At 67.7% G+C, this 22,379-nt stretch carries 16 protein-coding genes; 5 read left to right on the plus strand and 11 right to left on the minus strand.

Annotated elements, in window-relative coordinates; genetic code table 11:
* Positions 1–100 precede the first annotated feature (100 nt).
* From ACFPIH_RS45295 to ACFPIH_RS45315, 5 genes are all read left to right on the plus strand, one after another.
* On the plus strand, positions 101–4,153 hold the full coding sequence (locus tag ACFPIH_RS45295; RefSeq protein ID WP_381184648.1) for a type IV secretory system conjugative DNA transfer family protein: 4,053 nt from the start codon (positions 101–103) through the stop codon (positions 4,151–4,153).
* A gap of 177 nt (positions 4,154–4,330) precedes the next feature.
* Positions 4,331–9,874 (plus strand): hypothetical protein, encoded by a 5,544-nt coding sequence (locus ACFPIH_RS45300; RefSeq protein WP_381184651.1) that lies wholly within the window; start codon positions 4,331–4,333, stop codon positions 9,872–9,874.
* A 1-nt stretch (position 9,875) separates the two neighbouring features.
* The gene (locus tag ACFPIH_RS45305; protein ID WP_381184654.1) at positions 9,876–11,612 is read left to right on the plus strand and encodes a hypothetical protein; all 1,737 of its coding nucleotides are present in this window, start codon (positions 9,876–9,878) and stop codon (positions 11,610–11,612) included.
* 40 nt (positions 11,613–11,652) lie between these two features.
* Positions 11,653–12,018, plus strand: a complete 366-nt coding sequence (locus ACFPIH_RS45310) for a hypothetical protein (protein ID WP_381184657.1) — start codon at positions 11,653–11,655, stop codon at positions 12,016–12,018.
* A gap of 133 nt (positions 12,019–12,151) precedes the next feature.
* Positions 12,152–12,535: an HU family DNA-binding protein gene (locus ACFPIH_RS45315; RefSeq protein ID WP_381184660.1), complete on the plus strand. Its 384-nt coding sequence runs from the start codon at positions 12,152–12,154 to the stop codon at positions 12,533–12,535.
* Between the two features lie 371 nt (positions 12,536–12,906).
* On the opposite strand, the gene ACFPIH_RS45320 is transcribed toward ACFPIH_RS45315, so the two are convergent.
* The 11 genes from ACFPIH_RS45320 to ACFPIH_RS45370 all read right to left on the minus strand — a co-directional run bounded on the left by ACFPIH_RS45320 (position 12,907) and on the right by ACFPIH_RS45370 (position 22,357).
* Positions 12,907–13,239, minus strand: coding sequence for a hypothetical protein (locus ACFPIH_RS45320; RefSeq protein WP_381184662.1), 333 nt, complete (start codon positions 13,237–13,239; stop codon positions 12,907–12,909).
* A gap of 84 nt (positions 13,240–13,323) precedes the next feature.
* Positions 13,324–13,836, minus strand: a complete 513-nt coding sequence (locus ACFPIH_RS45325) for a hypothetical protein (protein ID WP_381184665.1) — start codon at positions 13,834–13,836, stop codon at positions 13,324–13,326.
* Positions 13,829–14,236, minus strand: coding sequence for a hypothetical protein (locus ACFPIH_RS45330; RefSeq protein ID WP_381184668.1), 408 nt, complete (start codon positions 14,234–14,236; stop codon positions 13,829–13,831). The genes ACFPIH_RS45325 and ACFPIH_RS45330 overlap by 8 nt, the downstream gene beginning before the upstream one ends.
* Before the next feature lie 252 nt (positions 14,237–14,488).
* Positions 14,489–16,525 (minus strand): hypothetical protein, encoded by a 2,037-nt coding sequence (locus ACFPIH_RS45335; RefSeq protein WP_381184671.1) that lies wholly within the window; start codon positions 16,523–16,525, stop codon positions 14,489–14,491.
* 142 nt (positions 16,526–16,667) lie between these two features.
* Complete coding sequence (locus ACFPIH_RS45340) at positions 16,668–17,678, minus strand: hypothetical protein (RefSeq protein ID WP_381184674.1); 1,011 nt, start codon at positions 17,676–17,678, stop codon at positions 16,668–16,670.
* 134 nt (positions 17,679–17,812) lie between these two features.
* Positions 17,813–18,565, minus strand: coding sequence for a hypothetical protein (locus tag ACFPIH_RS45345; RefSeq protein ID WP_381184677.1), 753 nt, complete (start codon positions 18,563–18,565; stop codon positions 17,813–17,815).
* Positions 18,558–19,268, minus strand: a complete 711-nt coding sequence (locus ACFPIH_RS45350; protein ID WP_381184679.1) for a hypothetical protein — start codon at positions 19,266–19,268, stop codon at positions 18,558–18,560. The genes ACFPIH_RS45345 and ACFPIH_RS45350 overlap by 8 nt, the downstream gene beginning before the upstream one ends.
* Positions 19,265–20,308, minus strand: coding sequence for a hypothetical protein (locus ACFPIH_RS45355; protein ID WP_381184682.1), 1,044 nt, complete (start codon positions 20,306–20,308; stop codon positions 19,265–19,267). Before ACFPIH_RS45355 ends, ACFPIH_RS45350 begins: the two co-directional genes overlap by 4 nt.
* The gene (locus ACFPIH_RS45360) at positions 20,305–20,622 is read right to left on the minus strand and encodes a hypothetical protein (RefSeq protein WP_381184685.1); all 318 of its coding nucleotides are present in this window, start codon (positions 20,620–20,622) and stop codon (positions 20,305–20,307) included. Before ACFPIH_RS45360 ends, ACFPIH_RS45355 begins: the two co-directional genes overlap by 4 nt.
* Before the next feature lie 120 nt (positions 20,623–20,742).
* On the minus strand, positions 20,743–21,195 hold the full coding sequence (locus ACFPIH_RS45365; RefSeq protein WP_381184688.1) for a helix-turn-helix domain-containing protein: 453 nt from the start codon (positions 21,193–21,195) through the stop codon (positions 20,743–20,745).
* A gap of 808 nt (positions 21,196–22,003) precedes the next feature.
* The gene (locus ACFPIH_RS45370; protein ID WP_381184691.1) at positions 22,004–22,357 is read right to left on the minus strand and encodes a hypothetical protein; all 354 of its coding nucleotides are present in this window, start codon (positions 22,355–22,357) and stop codon (positions 22,004–22,006) included.
* Positions 22,358–22,379: the final 22 nt, after the last annotated feature.

Here is a 22,379-nt window from a genome sequence, read left to right on the forward strand (position 1 = left end):
CTGACGGCGCATGGGGCGCGTTCCCCATGCGCCGTCGTCGTCTGCGCAGGCAGATGCACTGGACAGCAGAACGAGCGAGGCTCGAGAGTAAGGAATCACGATGGCCACGAACAGGCGGAAGGCGGCACGGCCGAAGGCGAGCAGCTGGGACAAGATCTCGGCACGGACACCCGGCGAGACGCTGACGAACCGAGACGTCCACGACAACCAGCAGCTGGACCGCAGCACGTTCCTGACCCTGAGGTCGACCAGACCGGGCATCGTCATCGCGGTGATTACCTGCGTGCTGGTGACCATCGTCGCCTGGGTCTTCTACTCGCTCATCGCCACGGCGGTGCTCTCGGTGGGCACGTCCGTGGGTTCGGGTGTGTCCGACAGCGGCAGCAGCACCGGCAAGCCGAGCCTGTACTACGTCCAGGACACCACGACGGGTGCGGGCGGCTCGGTCGTGAAGTGTTACCGGCCCCTAACCAAGGACGGCAACCCGGACGTGAAGGCGAAGTGCTACCCCAGCGCTGAGGCTGTTCCGGTCCCCAGCTGGTACACCGCGGCGAAGGACGGCAAGCCCAGCGCCGAGAAGCCGACTGAGCCCAAGAAGAGCGCGACGACGGTCGGCGAGCAGCTGGCCGACGTCTCGGGGTTCAAGCTTTTCATCACGTTCGGCTCGGGTCTGATGGTCGCCCTCATTATCGGCACGTGGTTCTCGCGGAAGGTCGCCGCGGCGAACCTGATGAACACCACGAGCGACATCAACCAGTACCACAACGACCAGCACATCTCCCTGCCGGAAGAGATCCAGCAGAACTACGACTGGTTCCCCGACGCCGGTGCTCACTCAAGCGTGCAGGTCAGCTCGATGCTCAGCCACATGATGCTCAAGAAGAAGGGCCTGGGCACCGTCGAGGTCGTCCAGCGCGCCAAGAAGGACGTCATCGATGAGGAGGGAAATCTCGTCTACTACGCCGGCGAGGTCATGGACGACGACGAGGGCAATCCGCTGACTCAGACCCTGCCGATCATCGACGAAGACTTCGGCGACGAGCTGTTCGAGGCATCCGGGCTCCCCGATGACAAGATGCTGCGTCAGAAGTACGACACAACGCGGATCCCGTACAACCCTGACGGCAAGAACCGGGACAAGCTCGGCTTCGAGTCGGACACGTACAAGACCGTCGCTCACCTGATCAAGGAGGACTGGACGTTCCCGGCGTACGAGGTCCAGCGCCCGGCCGGGGCGTACGTGGTCGATACCGCGCCGGTGAACACCATGGTGCTGGCCATCACCCGAGCCGGCAAGGGCCAGACGTACATCGAGCCGGTCATCGACATGTGGTCGCGGGAGAAGAAGCCCTCGAACATGGTCATCAACGACCCCAAGGGCGAGTTGTTGGTGAAGAACTACGTTCCCCTGGTCACACGCGGGTTCGAGCCGGTGCAGTTCAACCTGATCAACTCCATGAAGACCGACATCTACAACCCCCTGGGGCTGGCAGCCGACGCGGCGCGTGAGGGCAACTTCACCAAGTGCGCGCTGTACGTGGAGAACATCGCCGGGATCTTCTTTCCGCTCGACGGCGGCGAGGACCCGGTCTGGCCCAATGCCGCCAACAACGCCTTCAAGCGCGCGGCTTACGGACTCATCGACTTCTACCTGGAGGAGGAACGGGAGCTGCGCAGCGCCGCAGCCGTGCTGAATATGGACCCGGCTCTGCTGGAGCAGAAGCTCGATGACCTCTGGGGCAAGGGCACGCTCTACAACTGCTACCAGCTCTTCGTGCAGATGAGCTCGAAGAAGATCAAGAACCCTGAGGCCGAGCTGGAGAAGCGGGTCAAGGCCGGCGAGTTCGAGAACAACGAGGCCGCCCTGGCCGAGGAGCAGGAGAAGGCAGCGGCCCAGGCCTTCATGTGGGAGGGCAAGGCCGATCAGGACATGCTCAGCCTGTACTTCAACGCGAGCGAGGAACTGCCCCGCAACAACATGCGCACGCTGGTGGGCAACGCCCACAACGCGCTGCGCTCGATGGCCGGCGCGGAGAAGATGCTGGCCTCGGTGTACGGCATCGCGATCACCGCCATGTCGTTCTTCACCGACCCCACGATCTCGACGCTGACCTCGGGCAAGCCTTCGCAGAACACTGACCTGGCCGGCCTGAGCTTCCCGCGTCGCCTCGGCGTGCGCTTCGCGCCGAACTACGTCAAGCGCGACCACCTCGTCGGTCAGCAGGCCGTGTGGTCGGCCTACGCGGACCCGATGTTCGCCGAGAACCTGGGGGGGGACTTCGAGCACGAGGAGATCGTCGGCCGCGAGGGTTGGGCCCGGTACAACTTCAAGGGCAAGTTCCCCGGCGACGAAGCCTGGCTCAAGCTGGAGCTGGTCAACCCGCAGACGAAGATGCTGGTGCGGACCTTCTACTTCAGCTTCACGAAGAACTACCAGGTCTCGCTCAACGGCCGGTACTACGTGGTCGAGCCGGTTACGGGCAAGAAGATCGTGAAGAACGGCGTGATGCGTGAGCTGAAACCGGTGCGTGAGGGCGGCGCCCGGGACGGGAAGATCCTGTCCTTCCAGGCCGGGGACACGCTCTACCCGGACACGCGGCTCGACTTCTCCGGCGGCGGCAACCCGGAGAAGGTCTCGTATCAGGCACGGGCGATCACGCAGACGCTGTCGCGCTACTCGGAGTCCCCCAAGGCGCTGTTCCTGGTGACTCCGCCTCATCTGATGAAGTACGCGAAGCTGATCCTGATCCTGGTCAAGCAGCTGTTCGACGTGAGCGCAGACCAGGCGTACATGACGAAGTCGAACCAGAAGCCGCTCTACCGCACGCGGTTCATGCTCGACGAGCTCGGCAACCTGCAGTCGGAGGGCAAGGGCATCGACGGCTTCGAGACGATGCTCTCCATCGGCCTGGGCCAGGAGCAGCAGTTCACGCTCATCCTGCAGACCCTGCAGCAGCTGCGCGACGTCTACGGCGAGAGCGTCGACAAGATCGTGCAGGGCAACACCTCGAACATCGTCTTCTTGAAGTCCACGGACGATTCGATGATCGAGACGCTGGAGAAGATGAGCGGCAAGACGCACCGGTCGTACCGGGACAGCAAGCAGATCAGCCAGGATCTCGACAAGGTCATCGGCGGCAAGACCGAGGGCCGGGTCTCCTACACGATGAACACCAAGGAGGAGCCGCTGATCAGCTACAACGACATGGCCTTCCTCTCGCCGCGCAACTCGATCGTCTTCCGGGCCGGCGACGCGCCGATCTGGAACCGCAACCAGACGATCCTGCCGATGTCGTTCCGGCTGCTGGGGAACACGATCAAGCATCCGGGGCACACCTACTCGCTGCAGACGATCCCGACGCTGTCCAGTGCCATGGACTTCGACGTGCGGATGAATCAGCCGGACTTCGTGAAGATGCTGGAGAAGCGCATGCGGCAGGCGGTCAAGGCCGCTGCCGCGAAGGCGCAGTACAAGGAGATCTACGGCTACCAGGAGGTCGACATCGAGCGCCTGGACCCGGATGTCTACGCCGACGAGGTCATGGAGGTCATCACGACGATGACCACGGTCGACGATGGCCAGGACCCCAACGCTCCGGTGGTCGTCGACCCCGACGCGTACGAGGGGATGAGCATGTTCGACGAGGACCAGTTCATCGAGAACGTCGAGGTCGGGGTTGCGGTCGCCGAGAGTCAGGCGGTCAGCGTCGAGCGGCAGCGCCTGCTCTACGCCGAGGGGACGATCAGCAAGGAGATGCTGGTCAACCCCGACGGTTCGGCGAAGGTCAAGAGCCTGGACATCGAGATCGGTGAGGCCTACAAGTCGGCGCAGACCGAGTTGGAACAGGATCGCGAGCACTTCGCGGTCGGCGGCGACGGCGAGCTGCGCAGCGCCGACGGGTCTCAGACGTACATCAGCCAGATCCGCTCGGACGCGTACGCCAATGCGGCCCGCCGGATCAACGGCCATGTGAACGACGAGGACTCGCGGGTGTTCGCGGAGGAGGACGTCACCGAGGAGGACCTGAAGTCGCTGGCGACGGTGAAGGTCCACTCGGCCTTCTACCAGTACCTGGCCTCACTGCCGAGCTGGGAGGTGCTGGCCGACGGCCGGTTCGACCGGGCCATGGCCATCGAGATGAACTCGAAGTAGCCGGCGGCCACTTGAGGGCCAGAGAAGGATCACGACCAGTGCCGAGGTCGTCTCTCGACTAAGGGAGACTGCCTCGATACTGACCTTTCAAGATAGCCTCTCACTTCCTTTCGATAAGCCGGGTAGGCTCTATAGATACTTATGCAACCCCGAGCATCCACAGGAAGCTGATTGGCTATGAAGAAGGCACACGGACTGCGCAGGTACTTCTACGAGTACGTCTACTACAAGGCAGTCGAGCAGGCCAGGGAGCAGACCGGACAGGTCGTTCCGATCTCCCAGGCCAAGGCGATCCGTGCCCGGGTCGACGAGATCCTCGGCCGGCGGGGCGCCGCGCTGGCCGACCCGCGGCTGGGCGTCACGGACTGCCTCACCGCCATCGACCAGGCATTCGCGGAGAAGGTGTCCGACTACGAGCCGCAGTTCGGTGACCATTCCCCGCAGAACGAGCGCTACCAGCAGTCGCAGCGGGAGTTCACCCGTGCCACCGGCGTCGGTGCCCAGGCCGACCCGAAGTCGGCCCGGCTGCCGATCAGCCCCTACACCCCCGACTGGTCCGAACGCGCGACCGTGAAGCGCGCCGGGACTGCGCTGGTGTACCTGCCGGACGAGACGATCGGGCGCGTGGCCGGCGGCGAGGTGGAGACCCTTGCCGATCCCCGGCGCGGGAACATGGTGCTCTGGCGCATCGACGACGAAGGCAAGCCTTTCGAGGCCGGCCGAGCGATGACGAACGACGACGCCGCTGGACTCACCGCGCTGATGGACAAGATGAGCCAGCAGGAGTACGACCAGGTCCGCGAGTGGGTCATCGACGGCGGCCGGGATCCCCAGACGAACCGTGTCGACCGCAACCGCTTCATGTCCCAGCGCGCCGTGGCACGCTCGGCAGCACTGCTCGAAGAGCTGAAGGCCCAGGGCGTGGCCTACCAGGTGATGCGCGACCGCGAGCCCGGTCAGATCAAGGCGAAGGTCGCCGGATCCGGCATGGAGATCCGTCTCACCGACACGCGCCAGGAGGAGTACGCCGGAGCCCGGATCTATGACAACGGCACCGTGCTGCGCTACTCGACGAACTACCGGGTCCCCGGCGGCATGGCGGTCTACTCCCCCTCGCCGGCGGAGGCCGTTCAGCTGCTGCGCTTCGCCCAGGGCCACCGCGTCGAGCGCACGGATCTTCCGGGGCACGCCGCCGGCAAGACCGGCACGACGCACCAGGAGCGCCGGGGCCGCACGGTGGTGGATGTGCCCGACAGCTACCACGTCGACCGGGAGTCGATGTTCGTGGTCGGCGACTACGTGGCGCCCGGCGAGTCCGGTCCCCGGCCCGGGTCGAAGGTGATGCTGCGCCGGGACGCGAAGAACCGCTCCCTGCCGACCTTCTTCGTCGACGCCGAGCCCGCTGAGGCCTACGCGAAGGCCGCCGTCGAGAGCGCGCGAAAGAATCTGCAGTCAGCTCTTGGCGTCGAAGACCTGATCGCTCGCGCTGAGGCAGAGCTGGAACGAACGGGCGGAGACCTGGATGCGGTCGAGCCGCCGGATTACTCGGCTGACTCCGAGGTCGCGGCGATCCAGCGCTCCTACTGGGACGTGCTCACCGGCGCGCACAGCGATCTGCTGCGCCCGGGTGCGACCGAGGAGATGTACCAGGAACGGCTGGAGGAGATCGGCGAGCTGCCGGCCGAGGAGGTGCCCGAGATGGGCAACCTCGTCTACGGCGGCACCGCCGTCGAGAAAGTTCGGCAGCACGCCGAGGACGTCCCCTTCGAGCTCATCGGGACCTGGGAGGCGGAGCCTCACGACGTCGACGGCGAGTGGGCCGATCAGCGCTTCAACCCGGACCGGGTGGCGCGGTACATGACCAGCCCCACGGGGCAGTGGTCGAACCTCGACAACCTCGCCTCGGCGCTTCGTCGTTGCGGGGTCTCCCCCGACGAGATGATGGGCTCGACCTTCCAGACGACCCGGTTCAAGGACCGGCTCGTCCGCTTCGACGCCGAGCGCTCCATGCCGATCGCCGATCACGAATCTGCGTTCATGCGGCGCATCGGGGCCACCGTGCGCGAGAGCATCGAGCGCAATGCGGCGACGGTCTCCGAGATCCTGGTCGACGAGCAGGGCGTCATCCGCTGGAGCGGCGAGAAGCTGCGCCGTGACGGCGAGGGGACTCCGATCTCGGGTGAGATCGGCCAGGTCTTCGATGTCGGCGAGTACGGCGAGATCACCACCGCCTTCGCCAGCGGGGAGAACGCTCTGGTCGTGCCGGGCTACGAGGCCACGATCACGGCCCAGCCTCCGGGCGAGGCTCCGACCTCGGTCGAGGAACGCACGCGCCTGCGCGGCTACGAGCAGCTCATGCACGAGCGCATCCGGTACCAGATCGCCGGCGACCTCGTCGCCGGGCGCAGCCAGACCGGCGAGCCCTCCTCGCTCAACGCGGTCTACTCGCAGCTGTACGGCACGAAGCACCCGGTCGACTTCATCGAGCGCGCCACCACGTACCAGCTCGACGAGTCCACCGGAAAGATCAAGGAGCACCTGGACGAGTGGACCGCCGCGATCCTGCAGACCGAGGCGCGCCGCGTGCGCTACTCCAACGAGATCAAGGCCGGCTCGACGGTCTACGCCGAGTACCGGGCCCAGCGCAACCGAACTGACCCGGCTGACGACAACCGCTTCGACGCCTGGCGGCTCACCGGCGGGCGGAACATGACAGTGCTCACCGGAAAGGACCGGAACAACGTCGCTGCGCCCAGCGGCTACTTCGACCCGGTGATGACCGGAGGCGCGACCAACCAGGGCATCGTGCGGTACCTGACCACTCAGGCCCAGGTCGACGCCGACGGGCGGATCGTGCCGGGCGACGAGAGCGTGGCTGGGCAGCGTGCGCCGCTCATGGCTCTCCCCGAGCTCGAGACGCTGCGGTACGACCCGTTCGACCGCCAGCAGATGACGGCTTCGACGATCCTGCAGTCTTCTGAGGTCACCGCGCCGGCGAAGACGGCACTGATGACCTTCGGCGGCTGGACGGCTGATGACCCGATCGTGGTGTCGAAGGAGTTCGCCGAGCGCCACCGCATCCGCGGGGCCGGCGGCCAGGAGCGCGATCTCGTCGTGGGCGACAAGATCTCGGATCTGCACGGCAACAAAGGTGTGATCTCGCTGATCGTCGACCGGGACATGCCGCTGCAGGACGCGCAGGAGCAGGATGTCGTCGAAGAGATCAACTGGTTTCGGGCCAACCCGGGCCTGGACGTGGTGATGAGCCCGTTCAGCCTGATCTCCCGGCGCAACGCGGGCTCGGCGCGCGAGCTGATGAGCGGGAACGTCTCCGACCTGCGCTCCCCCAACGGAGAACTGCGGCCGAGTGCCCTGGGCGAGATGCGCTTCGTGGTCACCCACATGGCCGTCGACGAGAAGACGAAGATCTACGACGACGAGCAGGTGCGTGCCGGCAAGGGCCGTAAGGCCTCCTCGCAGCTGGCCTGGGCGCTGCAGTCTCAGGACTGCCCGGCAATCATGCGCGAGTTCTACGACCACAACAGCGGGGCCGAGTCAAACCTGCGCGAGTACCTGCTGGTGACCGGCATGGACATGGAGGCTGACGGCACGCTGCGGGTGATCGGCCAGGCCGAGGACCTCGACGAGCGCCCCGAGCGCCGGTTCATCCCGATGCCCGAGCTGCTGCGCACTCAGCCGCGCAAGGAGGGCCAGCTCCCGGGACTGAACACCACGGCGATGCGCAAGTCCTTCGGCGATCTCATCGGCGACCGCGGCGGCGACATGGAGATCCCGTTCCCGCTCACGTATCCGACCGGCGAGCAGACCGAGACGGTGAGCGCGAGCTCGTGGAAGCTGCCGGTGATGTCCTCGCATCTGCGCAGTGGCCAGGAGTTCGAGGACGGGTCCTCCGTCACGCACGACTACACCCGCAGCTACCAGGACGTCTTCGTCGAGGCCTGCCGCTACCGCTACATGACCGAGCAGCTGGACAGCCAGGGTCTGTCCGCGGAGAAGCGCGCCGAGGTGCGTCGCGGCATGAGCGAATCCGTCTCGCACGCTCAGCGCGCCTTCGAGGCGATCACGACCGACGTGCAGAACCGGGTGCTCACGGGCAAGAACAACATCTTCAAGACCGGGCTGATGGCCTCGCGGCTGACCGACTCGGCAACGATGGTGTGGACCGCGGACCCGCGGCTGGACGTCGACCAGGTTGCGCTCAGCTCGGTCAAGGCCGAGCAGCTGGGGCTGACCGAGGGCGACCACGCGCTGGTGTGGCGTGACCCGGTGCTCCGTGACGCCGGCGTGCGTTACATGCGGGTAGCGATCGACGACCGGCTCACCGGTGCCGCGATCAACCCGGTGATGGACGCCTGCTTCGACGGCGACTTCGACGGCGACGCGGTCGCCGTGGTGAAGCTGCACAGCGAGGCCGCCAAGGGGGAAGCCCTGGCGAAGCTCTCGGTGCCGGCCAACCTGCTGGACACCGGCGTGGTCAAGAGCGACGGCTCGCACCCGCTGGCCATGCAGGTCTCGCTGGACACCCAGGTCGCGCTGTCCAAGGACGCTGCTCTGGCCGATGAGCTGGAGAGCTCGCGCAGCGAAGCGAACCGGCTCCGGCTGCAGGCGCTCACGGGCGCAGAGTCGCCTGAGGACATCAAGCTCGACCAGCAGGTCGTGGCGGAGGAGCTGAGCGCGCTGTACCGCCAGGCGCAGCGTGGCGAGTTCGGTGCGGCACTGACGTTCTCGGACCGCGAGGCGCACCTGCAGAGCGTGCGCGAGGTCTGTGTCGAGACCGGGGCCAAGGGCAGCGAGAAGAAGCTCGCCGACTACGCCCGGAACCTGGGCGATGCGCAGGGCACGCCCGGCATCACGCAGGCCGACCAGGAAGCCTCGATGTTCGCCACGGCGATCAAGGCCCACGGCACCGGCCTGGGCGGCTCGTTCAGCCAGCGCGCCGTGCGCGCGCTGCGCGGCGAAGATCTCAAGGCCGTCCTGGAGGTCACCTACCCGGTGACTCAGTCGATCCTGCAGGCCAAGCACGACGCCGCCGAGGCCCGGCACAAGTACGCGATGCTCCAGGGCCCCGGCCGCGAGCTCTGGAGGGGCCGCAGCATCGAACACGTCGGCCCCGGTCAGTGGCGCACGGCATTCCTCGACAGTGAGCCCGTCCAGGCCACGGCCGAGGAGTGGGAGAAGCAGTTCATCGAGTTCTACGAGTCCAAGGAGGGCTTCGGCGTCACGGTCAACCCGGACTACCTGGCCCGCGTGGCCAGTGCGCTGAAGGACCCGAAGACCGGGCTCATCCGTAACCTCGAAGAGGACCCGTCGCTGGCCGGCACCGTGATGGACCGGATGGCCTACGGCGGCGGCTTCGAGGCGCTCGTGCAGGCGGCCAAGAACCGCGAGAGCGTCTACGACGGCGAGAAGAACGAGCAGTTCGCGTCCTCGGGGACCCGGAAGGCCCGGTCGGAGATGTCCCGGCAGCTCGATCAGCTGAGCTCCGCAGAGGCGCACAGCCTGGACAGCGATGCGATTGCCGTCGACGACTCGGTGGTCAAGCGCGACGTGATCTCTCAGGACGCGGGGACCCCCCGCACCCGCGGCTCCCACCGACGCTCTGCGCATGCCGTGGGCGTGGGCGCGTCACGCCCGGTCTACACGCCGAGCATCGAGATCGATCAGCCGCAGGGCGACGACGACTACGGGGTGGGGTACTGAGATGGCACAGCGCAAGGAACCGGGAACGGGCCCTGCGGGCCGCCCGCGAGCGACCAAGGAGCTACCGGTTGACGACGATCGGCAGCAGGCCGACGAGCCGCAGAGCAGTGCTTATGCCTACTGGGAATCGCGTTCGGACGAGCCGATCGACGTCGAGGTGATCGACGAGCCGGGACCGGAGGACGACCGCTCGCGCGCCTGGCGCGAGCGGCTCCGGGACCGTGCCCGTGGGTTCTTCGGCGCGAAGACCCAGGAGCGGATGGCCGACCGCGAGCGCGCGCGCTGGATCGACGTCGACCGGACCGAGGACGAGGTCGAGGGCCTGGGCCAGCGCGAGCAGTTGCTCAAGCTCCGGGCGGAGACGCGGCTGGCCGGCGAGAAGTACATGGCCTCGCTGCGGGACTCGAAGCTGCTGGTGCCCGGCTTCAACGATGAGGAGCGGACGCAGGAGTTCGGCGTCATGCACCACGTCTACATGCAGATGATGATGCAGTCGTGTCTCAAGCCGCTCTCGCGAGGGGTGAATGCCAACTCGGTCGTCCAGGCCGTCGGCATGGTGATGGCGATGCGGATGCTTGCCCCGGACTTCAAGAAGGAGATGGACAGTTACCTCCAGCCCTTCAAGGACAAGATCCAGCAGCGTATCGACACCAGGACCCGCGGCATGGTCGCCTCTGCCAGGAGCGGCATCGCGCACAGGCAGAGGATCTTCAAGGATGTGCCGAGCGACGTCCGGCGCGAGCGCCTCATCGGCAGCCCCGATCCGCGTGATCACCTGACGAAGAAGTGGCGCAAGCGCTTCGACGCCATGCAGCACCGTGAGCGCGGCCATCGGGAGATGTTCACTCCGGACTCGGCAGCCATGACCGAGGTCGCGCTCATGGAGAACGCCTTCTGGAAGATGCGTGAGCCGGGCGCGGACGCCGGCCTGATCCGCGACAGCTACCGGGCGATGCGCAAGCGGCTGCACGAGCAGATGCGCGAAGACGGCCTGGAGCGCCAGGAGGTCGTCCAGCGCGCACGGATGATCATCGGCGAGCGGATGGAGTACGAGCCCGAGCTGCGCACGATGTTCAACGGCGTGGCCCACGGCCGGATCGTCAAGGCCCCTGCGCACGAGGAGCGGATCACGGGCTCGGACAGAGTCCGCATGGTCTGGAGCGGGGAGTTCGACGACCAGCTGGGCCAGCGTCTGCCCGAGGACGGGATGTTCACGCTGCGCCGGCCCATGGGCGCGGACGCCCACCAGGTCCAGCTCGCCGAGACGATGAAGACCTCGATGCTCGACGCGCTGGACCGCGGCGATCAGGAGGGCTACGGGGGCAACATGCTGGGCTACCTGGTCGGCTTCGCGGCGCAGAAGCAGGGCCTGGACACCAGCGGGCTGCCCGACATGCTCCAGCACCGCCTGGACCAGTCCGAGGTGATGATCGCGAGCATGGACATCGACGGTCTTTCACCCGAGGAGCAGCAGCGGGTCTACTCCAACGCCTACGTCGACGCGATGGAGGTAGCGAACGAGAAGTACCCGGATCTTGAGGCCGAGTTGAAGCGGAGCCTCGGGAAGAACTGGCAGCAGACGCTGCAGACGGCGGTCGACGACCCGGGTGCCTTCTTCGAGGAGCAGCGGCTCAAGCCGCGGTCGAGCCCTACGGGCCCGTCGTCCGAGCGAGAGGCCGGCCCGCAGAACGACGGCCCGAACACTGAGGCCGATTCCGAGGACTACCAGCCCGCCTGAGGGGATCCGAGAACACGGACAAGGAGCAGGAGGAAGGGTCATGAGCCAGGAAGAGAATGAGGGACAGCAGGTCAGGTTCGGATCGCGTTTCGCGCAGATGTTCGGCTACGTCACGCCGGAGGACAGGAGCCGATGGGAGCAGCAGCGGGCCCAGAACAAGCCGCACGTCAACGGGACCAAGCAGGGCACGAAGTCATTGCTGGTCTCGGTGATGGAGTTCGGGGAGCGCAACATCGGCGCGAAGCTCGATGCGGCCCACCGTGTGGCGGCGCAGCAGCAGTTCGAGGAGTCCCACGACAGGGTCGTGAACCAGCGCCGCGATCCGAACACGCGGAACATCATCGAGTCGGTCGACTACGAGCCCAAGGACGACCGGGAGGAGATCGAGCCGGATCTGGAGCCTTAGCCGAATGGGCCACGACAAGCGTAGCGAGTGGAACTCGATAAGCCCGCGACTCCTTCTCAGCTCGTTACTATCTTCGATAGACTGGTTTCTCAGCGAAATCGCGGCATGAAGGACGACAGGACAGGGTGTGGGCATGGAGACGACGACGAATCCGCGTGTCAGCAAGCGCGAGTTCATCTCTCGGGTCGCGACTCGCAGCGGGTTGCCGGTCCGGGTGGTGAACAAGGTTTACGAGTCGTTGCTCGGCGAACTCACGGGCGCGGTCAGCTGCGGAGAGACGGTCGTGCTCACGAGCTTCGGCCGCTTCTACCGACAGGCCCACAAGGGTCACAAGGTGCGCTTCGGCAAGAGCAACGTCGACGACTACGTGGTGCTGAAGTTCTCCGCGTCGAGCACCTTCAACCGCCGGCTGGGGGGCAACGAGGATGAGATCCCACCGGAGACCTACGGGATGATCGAGGATGCCGACGAGTTCGAGAAGATCGTTGAGGATCGTGAGCTACGGGCTGCATCGTAGGCAACGAGGAGCCAGCAGAAAAAGAGAACCCCCGCGATGCACAGGCATCACGGGGGTTCTCTTTATGGCGGGACGAGCCCAGTTGCGAGGCTCAGCCGTCGGCGATGGCAAAGATCAGCACGAGCACGATGCCCGGGACGATGAGCACGCCGGCTCCGCGAGGAGGTGCTCCCACCCCAGCGGGGGGGTTGATCCAGCCCATGAAGTTGTTCCACAGGCCGGCGACGGTGCTCGTGATCGAGGCGAAGAAGCCGGTGACCCATCCGACGATGACCGCCAGACTGACGCCGCTGATCAGACCGAGAGCGGTGATGGCACATGGCCGCGGTCGTGAGCGCTCTTGAACATGGCCCCGAACATGACGCCCCGTCCTACTTCCGGTCCTCGAAGAGCAGGTAGTACAGCCCGATGTGCGGGATGACGAGGGCCGCCAGCGCGATCCAGGCCCGCCCCGGGTCCTCGACCACCCAGCCGATGAAGTCCTTGACGGGTCCGACGTAGGCCAGTACGGGGGCGAACACCTCAGTGCGGAAGATGATGTGGAAGATGCCGTAGGCCATGCCGAGGGCGATTGCCAGTCCGATGCCGCGCCGTACGAAGAGGGCGGAACGAGGACCGATCCGCCGGCGGCGTCCCATGGCGGCGCTGGACTGGGGCTCGGCATCAGGAGCAACCACCTGGGCCGCTGGCTCGTAGTCGCACATCGCCACCATCTCACTCTTATCAAATCGCTATTACCTCCATTCTACGAGAAGTCTTCAATGGTCGGCAGAATAGGGGATTCCAGGTCACTCGAACTGGAGGTCTGGCTCGTTCATGGATGGCGTGTCGAAGCTGCCGATCGAGCGCCGTCGAGGTCGCGAGGGACTCGCGATCGGCTCGCGCTGCGCGGCCAGCTCGGCGAGAGTGAAGCCCACGGGGCGGCCGAGGCGCTGGCCGGCCATGTAGTAGGCCTGCCCGTTCGCGCGTTCACCCAGGGCGATGACCTCGCGGGTGACGGGCTCGCCCGGGCGCTGGGGCGCGCGCTCCCGCCAGACGATCCGGTGCGAGGGCTTCGTATTCGGATCCGCGCCGACATACGTGGTCTCGCAATCAGAGAGGTCGGGATAACTGGGCATGTACTCCAGCGGGTGTGTGCTCGGCGCGCCCTGCTTGATCCGGCCCAGCTGGTTGAGAGCCACGCGCAGGAGCCGGTCCTCCGGTCCATGAGGGTGCATCACCGCGGCGTCGTGGAGCGTCTGGAGGTCCTGCTTGAGACCGGTCGTCGGCAGGAGGCGGAAGGGAGGCTGACGCTCACTCATCACGCTTCTCCTGCTGGGCAGCACGATGCTCATCCGCCCACTGCTGACCGAGCGGGCCGAGGCTCTCGGCGAGCTCTTCGATGGTCATGCTCGCCTCGCCGGAGGCGTCGGACTCCTGGATGCGGCGGGAGAGTTCGGCCTGGAAAGCAGCCTCAGCGTGGACGTGGGCCGCGTGGTCGTACTTCATGAGGCGCACGAACGCGGCGAAGGGGACGATCGCGGCCTCGGGCTTGTTGTCGTCGCCGAAGATCAGCGGCGTGATCTCGCCGCGGCGATAGAGGTTCACCATCGTGGCGAGGTCCTCGCGCCTGAGCTGGTCGGTCGGGACGACATTGACGGAGAACTTCGGGAGCGCGGCGTCGGGAGCGCCGTTGTCGTGAGCGTTGCTGTTGTGAGTCATAGCTTCAGCCTAATCAGTCGGAAATAGCTTGTCATCGACTCGCATACGACGATTCTCGTCGAGTCGATAAGGGCGTCGAATTCCGGATCGCTCCGTCTCTGAGAGGCGAGACGGGCAAGAGAAAGAGGAGACCGTGCTCCAGCCCCGCACGGTGCGGAGCCGGGGCACGGGCCCTGATGGATGGACGGTCGCGACGAGCGCCGCGGACAGAACCTCGTCATCCAGGTCGGCAGTCCCGGCCGGGGGTAGGAGTCAGGGGCGGGCGGCCTGCTCGTCGCGGACGGCCATGGGCAGCATGGCGGCGGCCTGCGACCGGTAGTCCTCCAGGGCCTGGGCGTACGTCCCGGCCGCGGTGATCCAGCCGTACCGGGCGGAGTGCAGGCGGCCGGTCCGGAACGTGTAGCCGGTCAGGCGGCCGTGCTCGGTACGCTCGGCCTGGAACGCCTCTGCGTGCGGGTACGTATCGGCCACGCGGGCCCGGGCCAGGTCCTCGGTCATCTCTCCCGGCTGCGGGCGGTCGCACAGACCGCACAGGCGGGTGTTGGGGACGCCGTCCACGGCCTCGTCCACCTCCATGACCACGTACATGCAGCATTCCCGGCACGGCACGTCCACGCGGCGCACGCGCCGGCGGTACTCCAGCCGGTCCTCCAGGGTGAAGCGGAGCGGTCCGGCGCTGACGCGGTCCAGGACCAGCCACACGTGGGCGTTGGTGGTCGTGTCCACCTGGAGGCCCTTGACCTCCATCGCCTGGCCGTCGACCACCACCAGGTCGCCGTCCTTGGCGTGGCAGGCCAGGCCCCGGGGGCGCGGCGGGTTGTGGAAGACGGCCGTGGTGTCGCGCATGGTCAGCTCCTCGCGGCTGCCGCGGGCGGGGCGGCAGCTCCCCGGGCACCCCCACATGACGCCCTGCTGGCGGTCGTGCTGGGCGAGCTTGCCGGAGGACAGCAGGGGCGCGGTGTGGTCGTCGTAGCCGCACAGGCCGGTCGGGCCGTCGTAGTCGGCCGGGCCGTGGAAGGGCACCTCCAGGCGGCGGCGCACCTCGGCGGCAGCGGCCTGGGTCACCCGGCTGTCCGTGCCCGCGTACGCCTCGGCGCGCAGGACGGCGCGGCGTCCCTGGGCCTTCCATTCCTGGTCGACCTGCTCGGCGACCTCCATCACCTGCGTGACCGGCACGCCCAGTTCGCCAGCGATCTCGGCAACCTCCACGGGCCACGCCTGGGCCACGGCGTCCTTGGCCGCGTCCAGGTCGTGGTGGAACCCGACCTTGCCGTCGCGGCGCTCAGCGTAGGGGGCCCAGGCGGCGTAACGGCCGCGGCGCATGCGGACGCCCTCGTCGTGAACGGTGCCCAGGAAGGTGCCGCCGCGGACGACCGCCCAGCGGCCCGGGCCGTCCTCCTTGAGCTTGACGGTGTCCTGCTCCAGGGCGGCCAGCATGCGCTTCATGGCCTCGGTGGGCTCGGCGGCCACCAGGGCGATGTGCTCGGCCATGGGTGCCTCGTCCAAGCTGGTGCGGCGGGCGAGGAGAGCGGCCTGCTCGGCCTGCCACCGGTACTCGCTGCCGTCGCCCTGGCTGACGACGTTGCGGACGGACACCCAGTGGTAGCGGGCGCGGGCGCCGTTTCCGGTGCGGAACGTCCAGGCGATGCGCTCACCGTCCGCCTGGTCGATCGGCTGGAAGCTGTGGGCGGTGATGTGGCTGGCCATGACGAGGGTGCGGGCGGCGACCTCGGTCACCAGCTCCTGACGGCGCGCCCGGTCGTTGTGGTCGGCGCGGTGAAGGACGTGGGGGGCGACCAGGTCGGCGCCACCGTCGTCCCAGCGCACGGCCTGGTAGGCGTAGGGTGCGGCGCCGTCCGCCATGCCGAACGTGGTGCCTGTGCGCTCGGTGTCCTTGGCGCGCATGACCACCCGGGTGCCGTCCGTGTAGTAAGTCAGCTCCGGGTCGAACATGGTCGCGGCCGTGACGGTGTCGGCATCCAGGGGGCGCACGCGCCGCTCGATGTCGGCGACCTTGGCGGCCTGGTTGTCCTCCGCCGGGGCGGCCGAGGCCTGCTCGGCGGCGTCGGCGGCGGGGGCCTCGGTCTCGGCCGGCGGCTCGGTAGCCAGGACCTCCACGGCGCGCTTGCAGGGGCCGCACGCCTTGCGGTCGGCGGCCTCCTGGGCGGTCAGCTCCCGGGACACTGGTCGACCGCAGCCGATGGTGTGGGAGTGGAACGCGTCCTTGCGGACGTAGTGCACGGCCTTGCCATTGCCGACCTGGGCTGGGGCGGTGGTGATCGCGGACATGGCGCGGTTCTCCTAGTGGGTACTGAAGCAAAGGGGTGCAGGGCGCGCATGGTTCGTATGGCGCGCGGCCAGAAGCGCTGCGGCGAGGCGCCCTCGGGCGATCTCCTAGGCCACGCGCGCCCCGCCGTTTCGGTGTTCGGGGTCAGTCGGTGAGGTCGACGGCGAGGTCCGCGCCTTCGTCGGGGCGCAGCAGCCCGGCGAGAGTGCCGAGCGCGGCGGACAGGACATCGTCGTCCAGGTCGACGGTCGCAGGCCCGCCCTCGTCCTCGTGCTTGTCTTCGTCTTCGTCTTCGTGAAGCTCCACGTCGTGGAGGCGGTAGTCGGCATGGCCCATGCCCAGCTTGGAGTCATAGGCCGCGAAGACGGCATGCGTGTAGCGGGGGCCGTCGGCCGGCGTGAGCAAGCGGACCCGGCGGGCGATCGTGTCGCGCAGGGCGGCTTCCTCGGCCTCGGCGACGGTCTCCCGCAGCTCGGTCAGCATCACCGGGCCCACGGCGTCCAGGAGTGCCCGCAGGGCGGTCTTGCGGGCCCGTGCGCGGGCGTAGTCGGTGGCGACCTGGGCGCAGCACTGCGCGCGCCAGCACACGCAGCGGTGGCAGTCGAGGCAGTTCTGGGCCCGGTCGCAGCCGCACCGGCAGTCGAAGGGGGTGCAGTAGGCACCGTGTTCCGTCTTCGGTGCGGCGGGGATGGCGGCCAGGGAGCGGGATATCTCGGTGAAGTCGCGGTTCTCGTCCACGAGATCGGCGGCCAGAACCTGGCCGTCTTTACGGAGCTCCCCCGCAAGGTCATCGCAGGTTTGGCGGCGGACCACGAGGGCGTACGCCTCGACCTGCGCACCGATCAGCAGCGGGGGCAGAGGCCGGTCCGCAGGCGGCGCGGCGGCAGGCGGGGCAGCTTGCGGCCTGCCGGTGACGAGTGCCAGCGACGCGCCGATCAACTCGGGATCCGGGCGCGGGTCCTCCCGCCAGCGCAGGATCGAGCAGCCGGACACCGACCCTTCGTCGATCTCATGCAATGTCGGCTCCTGTGCCCACGCTCGGTCCTGCCAGCCGTCCGGTGGTGGCGTGGCCCCGCCGCGGTCGTTGTCAGGCCAGGTGACGCGCACGGCGCGCTCGGCGATGTCGGCGGTGAACACCTTGGTCCGTTCGGTCATCGGTGTGCTCCGGGTGTGTGGTAGGTGCTGATGCTTGCTGCCCAGCCGGCGAGAGTGGCGAAGTCGTCCTCCGCCAGGGAAGAGGAGCGGGGCGCGGCATGGGTGCCGCGCCCCACCCGGCGGCGGGTGCGGTCTCACAGCAGCGTGTCCCGCTCGTCTTCCTCCCAGCGCGGCGGGCAGAGTTCGGTCAGGGCGTCAAGGGCCGCAGTCGTCTCGGGGCTGTCGCCGAGATCGAAGGTGCACAGCTCGCTGCCGTCCTCGGCCACGAGACGGACGCCCGTGCCGTCCCAGAACGGCCCGCGCTTGCCGTCCACGGCCCAAAACCGTGCCAGAACCGCCACCATGGGGTACACCGGGTGCAGGTAGGCCGGATGACGGCGGATCTTGTCGACCAGGACTTCTTCCCACGCGGCCTCGGCGGCATCCCGCGTCTGCCGCCACCGCTGAACGAGATCCTCCGCCGTATGGCGGCGCGCCATGTGCCATAGAGCCAGGTGGACCTCTGTTCCCAGAAGGGCAGGGCCCCGGGCGGCGAGCCACTCCCGGACGGTCATGGCGGGCGGTGCTTCGGCGAGCAGTTCGGCGAGGTAGCTCGTGCTTGACGGCGTGGTCGGAGGGACCTTGCGCACGACGAAGACCGGGAGTGGCACGAGGGTGTCGAACGGGCCCGCTGCGTGCTGCGTTCCGTGCGGGGAGGCGAGGGCGACAGGGTCCTTCGGCAAGGTCCCGCACTCGCCGCACTTGGGGCACGCCCAGGTCCAGCCGACGACGGGAGCGTGGATGATCTGGCCGTCCTGGATGATCCAGTCGAAGCGGTCGGCCAGGCTGTGCTCGTGGGAGGCGAAATCGGCGTCGAACAGTTCGTCAGGCACGGTGAGTTCAGACATCGGTGGGCTCCCCTCGGCTGGTAGTGGGCCCCGGCAGCGCCGGGGCATCGAATGACGAGGCTGCGATGGAGGACTCAGCACCCGTCAGCCGGACAACCTCCAGGACGTGGGCCTCGATGTCGGCGCGGGCCTGGGCGACGACCTGCTCGCCGGCCTCCACGAGCGAGTCGACGGTGAACTGGGCGTTGCTGCCCGCACCGGCTACGGCGTTCTCCAGTGCGCTGAGTGCCTCCTTGGTGGCCCTCACGCCCTTCTTCTCGTGGATCGCCTCGTGCAGTGCCGCTGTGGCGGCCTTGACACGGGCGTACATCCGGTCGGTGACCTCGCGGACCTCCCGCAGGCTCTCGGCGGTGCGGGGCTGATGTGGGATCTCGGGCACGACGGGATCGTGCTCGGTACGCCGGATGGTCACCGGCACGCCGCTGCCGAGCCCCATGGAGGACACGAGCGAGCCCCACTGGGCGAGGCTCATCTCGATCTCCACGAGCTCTCGGCCCGGGTGTACCCAGTCGTGGCTGAGGTCGCGCTCGCGCGTGGCCTCGTGGACTGAGAGCGAGACGGTCTCGTTGTGGAGCAGGTCGGACTGGAACAGCGAACGGCCTCCGCCGCTCCTCCGCGTCACGACCGCGACGCCGAAGGCGGGGTGGATCTCGCTGTCACCTTCTGCGTCGATCACTGGGTCCTGGATCGGACGGCGGCTCATGGTTGCACCGCCTCGGCCGCTGGGTGATTGGCCCGCCGTCGTGGTCGGCCGAGCGCGCGGAAGCTGCGCACCAGGAAGCGGAGGAAGCGGTTGCTGAGGAGTGTGGCCTTAGGGGTCTCAGCCTGCTGGGACCGGTGCTCACGGTAGAGCCGCACGGCAAGGTCGATGCCGTAGCAGGTGAACAGGAAGTGGATGTCGTAGTTGCGCAGGTCCCACTCCCAGGTGTCCTCGCCGAAGGTCTCGGAGTTCTCGTGCAGCCACTGGCGCGCCTCGTGTTCGGAGCCGACGTACGTCCCGGCCTCGTCGAGGATCTCAGCGGCGCGTTCGGCCGGGGACTCCCGCTCGATGGCAATACCGGCAAGTCCGTTCCAATCGTGCTCCTTGGCGAGCCGATCGAACTGCTCGTCCGAAAGGTCGTCGGCGCTCCAGAGTCGGTCCACAGCAGCCGCGGCGGCGTCGCGGCGCTGACGCGCGAGCGTCGTGTGGGAACTCGAGTCGAAGTGCGTCACTCTGGCCTCGGCCACCCAGTGTGTCTTCAGGAGCTCCATCTGTGCTGCCTCGTCGAGCCCGCGCAGCTCATGGAGCTGCTTCAGCAGCGTGAGCTGCCGCTCGTGGAATGCCTGTGCCTCGTCGCCGATCTCCTCGTGCTCCGCCAGGTGCTCACGCACCAGCTGCAGGAATACGTCAGCGTCGTACTTCTTCACCTCGTGCGAACGGCCGCCGCAGAGCTTCTCGGCCCAGTAGCGCACGTTGATGCTCGGCGCGCCGTCGGAGTAGTAGGCGCGGTACCTCCTGGAGACGCTAAGGAAGTCGATCATGTCCAGTTCGCGGGTGAACATGTAGCCCTCGGCGATGTCGCCGGAGGTGGCCAGGTGCCCCGGCCAGGTGGTGATGTCCCAGGACCACGCGCGCGTGCCGGGCTTCTGGATCCGCAGATGGCGGTAGAGACCGTCATCGTGGAGCACCACGAGCTGGTGCTCGGTGGTTTCGCGCAGGAAGTCCGCGTAGGCGTGTGCGTAGGGGTTGGTCGGCTTGGTCATGATGAGTGTGCTGCGCTTTCTCTGACGTGCGGTGGGATGTTGTGGGGAGGCGGCGAGCGCGACGGCATGACGAAGCCGGGGCCTCCGTTGAACGGAGGCCCCGGCTTGTCGTACGGGGCCCAGCCGACCAGCACGCTCTGCTTCTCCTGGGCCGGGAACGTGGCGAGGACGGCGTCGGCCACTTCCTTCATGGGGGTGTCGAGCGGCATCTCGCGCTCGTACCCGTGACCCCAGGAGAAGTCCTGGAACTCCGCGGTGTCGGTGAGCGTGGCCACCTCGATGGGATACGAGCCGTCGCGGAGCCAGACGTTCACAGTGGCGCTGTGAAACTGGCAGCCGCCGCACCGTGCCCGCCATCGCAGCGGCTGGGTACTCGTCGCCACGCCGCCGGATTTCGACGAGGTGGACCGGGCTCCCGGTGCGGGAGGAGGGCGTCAACAGTCGTCATCCAGGGGCTCCAGAACGTCGGCCGCCGTGATGTCGCCCCGGATCAGCAGGAGGGCGACAGCGTGGGCCCGGTCGTGCGTGCCGGTCTTCTTGTAGATGCGCCCCAGGTGGGTCTTGATCGTTTCCTCGGAGAGGCACAAGTCCGCGCCGGTCTTCGCGTTGGACATGCCGCGCGCCACGCGGACGATGACCTGCTTCTCGCGGCCGGTGAGCGGGTGCGTCAGCGAGGGTGGGAGCATCCCCCGGTCGCGCAGGTGGCCGAGACCGCCCCGGTGGAACGCCGCCTCCAGGTGGGGCATGACGGCTCGCAGGTAGGTGGCGACCACGTTGCGCTGCGACAGCCAGGCCGCCCGCGTCTTCTCTGTGGCGTCGGCCAGGTCGTGGGTCAGTTCCTCGCGCCAGGTCAGGGGGCGCGTCTCTGTGGGTTGGGCTGAGAACATGTCAGCGCTCCTTGCGCTTATGGGTCTTCGAGAATTGCTGGCCGCGCGTGAGGATCTGGTCGGCCAGGGCTTGGGCCGCCTCGGGGCGGCAGTTGGAACAAGGGCGTGTCGTCTGGCGGGTGACGGGCGCTGTCCCGCTCGGACTCCTGCTCGTCGGTGTCGATCCAGCCCGCCGCGCACGGAAGCTCGTGCATGCACCTGCACTCGGCCCCCGGGCACGGGGCCTGGCCAGCCGAAGTGGTGCTCTGCGGGCGGCGGGGCCGCTGGAAGCCGGGGCACAGCTCGGCGACGATGGTCTCTGTCGACGGTATGCCGGTGTCGACGAACTCGACGTCGGGGTCCATGAACGCGGCGGCCCACGTCGACCAGCCCTTCGCGGTACCGACCTTGCGGATCTTTGCGGCCCAGCCGCCAGCAGCTCGGCGTCGGAGGCGGCCACCAAGGCTTCGGGCGTCTCGGGCGCGGCATCCTGCTGCCCGGCCCACTGTCGGAGGATGCCGATGGGGGTGTCGCGAGCACTCATACCGTGCCTCCGTCCGGTTCGTCGGCCGGCGACCGGTGCGGAATGTCGATGCCTTCGCCAAGGGCCGGGCGCTCGTACGAGGCCAGCACCGACTGCCACTTGCGGCGGAGCGCGCGTACTGCACGACCAGGCACAGCCCAACCGCAGCATCGGCCACGATCAGGCCGGTCAGCGGCGAGGGTATGGACTCCGTGACCAGGAACCAGGCTCCGTTGGCCATCAGGCCAGCCGTGACGCCGCCCAGGAAATGCCGGGCCAGGGCTCTGAGGAAGCTACGACGGGTGTTCATCGGCGTACCGCCGTCTCTCCTTCGAAGGGCTCCAACAGATCGAACGCGGCGTCCTCCTGGCCGGACAGGTAGCGCTGGGCGTAGTCGCCGATGTGGTCCCGCCGGAGCCAGCTCCGCTGCTCGTCGATGAACCCGCTGTCGTCCCAATAGCCGTCGCGGTAGTCGATGGCGCTGCTGCCGTTCGCATCGGCGCGGTCGAGGCGGGAACGCGGGAAGCCGTAGGCGAGGGCCTCGGCCCGGGTCCATACGCTGGTCGGTCCCTTGGCGACGCCCGACCAGCTGATGTACAGGTCCCGGTCCTTAGCGGCCTTCACGATCAGACCGCGCAGGAGGGGGGTGTTAGACGGCACTCAAGATGCCGATATCGCGGGC

Source organism: Streptomyces vulcanius (genome assembly GCF_042653945.1).
GTDB lineage: Bacteria > Actinomycetota > Actinomycetes > Streptomycetales > Streptomycetaceae > Streptomyces > Streptomyces mangrovi.